We start from the raw sequence: 1,868 nt of genomic DNA, 5'->3' as shown, positions 1-1,868 counted from the left end.
GATGGCGATCGTCGCCGTCTCCGAGACGACGCCGTAGCCGGCCGCCTCGACGGCGTCGTAGAACTCCGAGAGGGAGAGATCACTCATTACCCGCGGTTGGCGGTCGGGGGGAATACGCCTTGCGAGTGACGGCGCACGCCCGCGAAACTCAGTGCGAGCAGTCCGCGCGGTCGAGCTCGCCCTTCGAACGGAAGCGGCCGTGACAGTCGACACAGCGGAGGTGGCCGTCGCCGGGCTCGGTGACCAGCTCGTGGCCGCGGACGTAGAACGGCCGAGGCACGTCGCGCGGGCGGATGTGCTCGGGGACGTGCTCGTCCGAACGCTCCGAGAGCGTGCTGCGGAGCCGGATCGTCTCCACGTCGGTCCGGTCCCACTGCTCCGAGCGCTGGGCGGCGCCGATGTCGGCGACCTCCGTCCACGCGGTGACGACGACCGGCGAGGTGGTGTCGGTGTCGCAGACGACCACGACGAGCCGGACCCCCTCCTCGACGCGGGCGAACCGCCAGCCGTCGCTGCTGTTCCAGCGGAGCTGTCCCCCGCGGATCGCGGCGTCGATGCCGTCGAGGGTGACGTAGCGGCCGCCCTGTGCGAGCCGCTGGCGGACGTGGTCGGTCAGGGAGTACTGTCCCGGGTTCCGGATCGGCGGGTCTTCGGGCCGCCGCCGGGTCGCCTCGGGGACCGCCGCCTGCTCGGCCGTACGGTGCTTGGTGTCTGGGCCCGGGGCGCCCCGGCCGTCCGGGCCGTGGTCACGGGATGCCACTACCGGCGGCTTCGTACTGGAGGGTTATTCCTCTTGCGCCGGTATCACACTGCGTCAGCGCGACGAAAAACGGGTCGGGAGGCGGCGTCGACGGTTCAGCTGAGGAGGCCGAGCCCCTCGATGCGCTCGACGATCTGCTCGACTGCCTCCTGTGCGTCCTCGGTACGCTTCCCGCCCGTGATGACGATCTTCCCGGAGCCGAACAGGAGGATCACCACGTCCGGCTCGTCCATGCGGTAGACGAGGCCGGGGAACTGTTCGGGCTCGTACTCCACGTCCTCAAGCCCCAGCCCGATCGCGAGCGCGTTGAGGTTGAGGTTGTGCCCGAGGTCGGCGCTCGAGACGATGTTCTGGACGGTGATGTCGGGGTCCTCCTCGACCGGGATGGTGAGGTCGCGGAGCTTCTCGAAGATGATGCCCAGCGCCTCGTGGACGTCGTCGATGCTCTTCGCGCCCGTGCACACGATCTTCCCGGATCGGAAGATCAGCGCCGCCGCCTTCGGACTCTGCGTCCGGTAGACGAGGCCGGGGAAGTTGTCGGGGTTGAAGTCCGCGCCCGGGAGGTCCTCCGCCAACGCTTCGAGGTCGAGCTCCTGCCCGATACCCGTCGATGCGACCACGTTCTGGATCTCGATTGATTCTGCCGGCGAACTCATCGTTCACCCTTTATTGCTCACCCTGCCCTTATAAACGGTTCCCTTATATACCGGTTCGCCGGTGTCGATGGCGGATCGTGCGAACAATCTCTCACGGTAACGCCACCCAGTGGCCGATCGAAACATCAGGGTTAAGTGTTCCACACCCATCGGATGGAATGCGAAGAACGCGCCGCGGCCCGGGACGATCCGGGACGGTGCGTGGACCCGACTCGCTTCGATGGGTTTATGACCCATCGAGCGAAACATACGGGTCCGAAGAAAGATGAGGACGCCGCCCCCGTGGTCCGCCACAGGACGGCTTCTGATGTGAGCCCTGGTAGTTCGGTGTCCCCCGGTTCGGCCGGCGGACAGCGAACGGTAACCGATACGCAATACCAGATTGGTAACGATCACGTCGTGTGATCCGACCCGCCACCCACGTGCAATAGCACGTACACATTCCGGTTGAT

At 66.6% G+C, this 1,868-nt stretch carries 2 protein-coding genes; both read right to left on the bottom strand.

What is annotated here, in order from left to right; genetic code table 11:
* Positions 1–148: 148 nt before the first annotated feature.
* Positions 149–760: a hypothetical protein gene (locus ACFR9S_RS07535; protein WP_379732204.1), complete on the bottom strand. Its 612-nt coding sequence runs from the start codon at positions 758–760 to the stop codon at positions 149–151.
* Positions 761–855: 95 nt separating this feature from the next.
* Positions 856–1,416: a TATA-box-binding protein gene (locus ACFR9S_RS07530; protein ID WP_379732203.1), complete on the bottom strand. Its 561-nt coding sequence runs from the start codon at positions 1,414–1,416 to the stop codon at positions 856–858.
* Between the last annotated feature and the right edge of the window lie 452 nt (positions 1,417–1,868).

Source organism: Halolamina salina, assembly GCF_042678005.1.
GTDB classification, from domain to species: Archaea; Halobacteriota; Halobacteria; order Halobacteriales; family Haloferacaceae; genus Halolamina; species Halolamina salina.
Note: the sequence above shows the minus strand (reverse complement) of the source record. Positions and strands in the feature narration are given on the sequence as shown.